The sequence below is a fragment of the Ornithinicoccus halotolerans genome (genome assembly GCF_009602535.1).
Lineage (GTDB): Bacteria > Actinomycetota > Actinomycetes > Actinomycetales > Dermatophilaceae > Ornithinicoccus > Ornithinicoccus halotolerans.
Map to the genome: position 1 here is coordinate 1 of NZ_WIQI01000192.1, position 2,237 is coordinate 2,237.

3 protein-coding genes are annotated in these 2,237 nt (G+C 76.4%); 2 read left to right on the top strand and 1 reads right to left on the bottom strand.

Features of this window, described 5'->3' with window-relative positions:
• Window positions 1-644: patatin-like phospholipase family protein (locus tag GFJ45_RS15895; protein WP_228387204.1), on the bottom strand; the 644-nt coding region annotated here is incomplete at its 3' end.
• Between the two features lie 172 nt (window positions 645-816).
• Between GFJ45_RS15895 and GFJ45_RS15900 the strand changes: the two genes are divergently transcribed.
• On the top strand, window positions 817-1,752 hold the full coding sequence (locus GFJ45_RS15900; RefSeq protein WP_153399027.1) for a LysR family transcriptional regulator: 936 nt from the start codon (window positions 817-819) through the stop codon (window positions 1,750-1,752).
• A gap of 141 nt (window positions 1,753-1,893) precedes the next feature.
• A partial coding sequence (locus tag GFJ45_RS16870; protein ID WP_228387205.1) for a hypothetical protein occupies window positions 1,894-2,237 on the top strand: 344 nt, incomplete at its 3' end.

Genomic DNA, 2,237 nt, shown 5'->3' on the forward strand with positions numbered 1-2,237 from the left:
CCCGGCGGCGGGGCGGACCACCCGAGCCGGTGGTCCCCGATCCGGCCGCGCGGGGGCGCGCTGGCGGCGTCGGCGAACAGCCAGCTGACGCCGTAGCCGACCTCGGTGGCGCCGGTCAGCACCACCGGGCCGTCGCGGTGCAGCTCGCGCAGGTCCTCCTCCCACTCCGGGACGGCCGCGGCCAGCCGGTCAGCCAGCGGACTACCGGCGCCCTCCTCTCGCCGCCACCAGCGAGGGTGCAGCCGGGAGAGCATCACGGGGGTGCGCACGTTGCGGCCCGTCAGGGCCCGCAGCGGCCGGGCGACCAGCTCGTCGAAGCCGCCGACCCGGCCGCTCTGGGCCGGGTCGGGCCACTCCAGCCGGGGGTCGGTCAGCAGGTTGGCCACCAGCGCACCGCCGGAGACGGCGCTGACGGTGCGTAGCGACCCGAGCACACCGAGCTCATCCAGCCGCCGCAGCGCGCCGAGGTGGAACAGGGCCGCCCGGAACCCACCGCCGGACAGGCAAAGGGCGGTGCCGTGGCGGGGTCCGGTCGCGGCGGGGCCGTGGTGGGCCTGGAGGCGTGCTGCCCGCAGCTGGGCGGCAACCGGGTCTCCGGTGGGCGGGTCGGGCCGGTGGGCGGGCTCCAGGTCGTGGTGGACCACGGCTCCCAGCGTCCGGGCCGTGGGTGACGCCGCGGTGAACGGCACACCCCCGAGCGGGTGACGCCGCCGTGACGGCTGGGGGCGTGCCGCTACCGCAGTGGGCATCACATCCCGACGCAGGCGCCGCGGCCAGACGTTACGCCGAGTTATGGAGCGCCGGTAGGCTAGGGGGATGTTCGACGTTGCCGGCCTGCGGGTGATGCGCGCGATCGCCGAGGAGGGCAGCTTCACCGCAGCGGCCAACGCGCTGGGCTACACCCAGCCCGCGGTCTCCCAGATGGTCCGGCGGCTGGAGCAGCGCACCGGCACGGTCCTGGTGGAGCGCAAGGGCCGCAGCGTCCGGCTGACCGAGGCCGGGGAGGTGCTGGCCCGGCACGCCGCGAACGTGCTGGTCGCCCTGGACAACGCCGAGGCCGAGGTGGCCTCGATCGCGGGCCTGCAGTCAGGACGGGTGCGGCTGATGGCCTTCCCGTCCTCCTCGGCCACCCTCGTGCCCCGGGCGCTGGCCAGCGTCAAGTCGGCCCACCCCGGCGTGACGGTGCAGTTCTCCGAAGCCGAGCCCCCGGAGTCGCTGGCTGCGCTGCGAGCCGGCACCTGCGACCTCGCGGTGGCGTTCACCTACGACGGCACCGACGCCGGTCGCGGCGAGGACGACCTGCAGGGGCTGGAGGTCATCGACGTCATGGACGACCCGGTCCTGGTGGCGCTCCCCCAGCACCACCCACTCGCCGACGAGGACGTCGTGCGGATGTCGGACCTGGACGCGGAATCCTGGATCGCCGGCTGCCCCCGCTGCCGGGGGCACCTGCTGGCGATGGGGCGGGGCGCGGGCTTCGAGCCGCAGGTGTCGTTCGAGACCGAGGACTACGTCGCGGTGCTGGGCCTGGTCGCCGCGGGTCTCGGGGTCGCCCTGGTCCCCCAGCTCATCCTGACCTCGGTGTCCCACCCCGCGGTGGTCACCCGGCCCGTCGAGCCGCACTCGAGCCGGGTCGTGCAGATGGTCACCACCGCCGACCTGCGGCGGGTGCCGGCTGTCGCGGCCACCCTGGACGCGCTGTGCCACAGCGCCCGGGAGCTCACCGGCAGCGGCGCCGCCCTCCCCGGCTGAGGCCCGGGAGGTCACCACGGCCAGCCGGCCGTCCCGCTCCACCACCGCGTAGTCACCGTGCCGGTCGGTGCGCAGCACGACCGTCCCCCGCTCGGCCAGCACCCGCAGCACCGACGGCGCCGGGTGCCCGAAGCTGTTGGCGTGCCCGACCCCGAGCAGGGCGATCGGTGCGGCGACGTCCCGCAGCAGCGCCGGGTCCTGGTCGGCGGACCCGTGGTGCGGCACCTTGAGCAGGTCGGCCCGGGGACCGTCAGGGGCGGCACGCAGCGCCCGGCGCACCTCGCGCGCGGCGGCCCGCTCGATGTCACCGGTGGTGAGCAGCCTGCGGCCGGTCACCCGCAGGTCGAGCACGACGCTGCCGTTGTTGGCGGCGGACCCCGCGGCCACCGGCCTCGGCACCGGCCACAGCACGGCCGCCTGCAGCCGCCCCGCGGCGGCGTCCCCCCACGCGTACCGGTCACCGGCGACGGACTCGGTGACGGGCA

Bases quoted from the DNA above. Each gene is read 5' to 3' on its own strand.
- GFJ45_RS15900 (WP_153399027.1), top strand. From the start codon at position 817: ATGTTCGACGTTGCCGGCCTGCGGGTGATGCGCGCGATCGCCGAGGAG.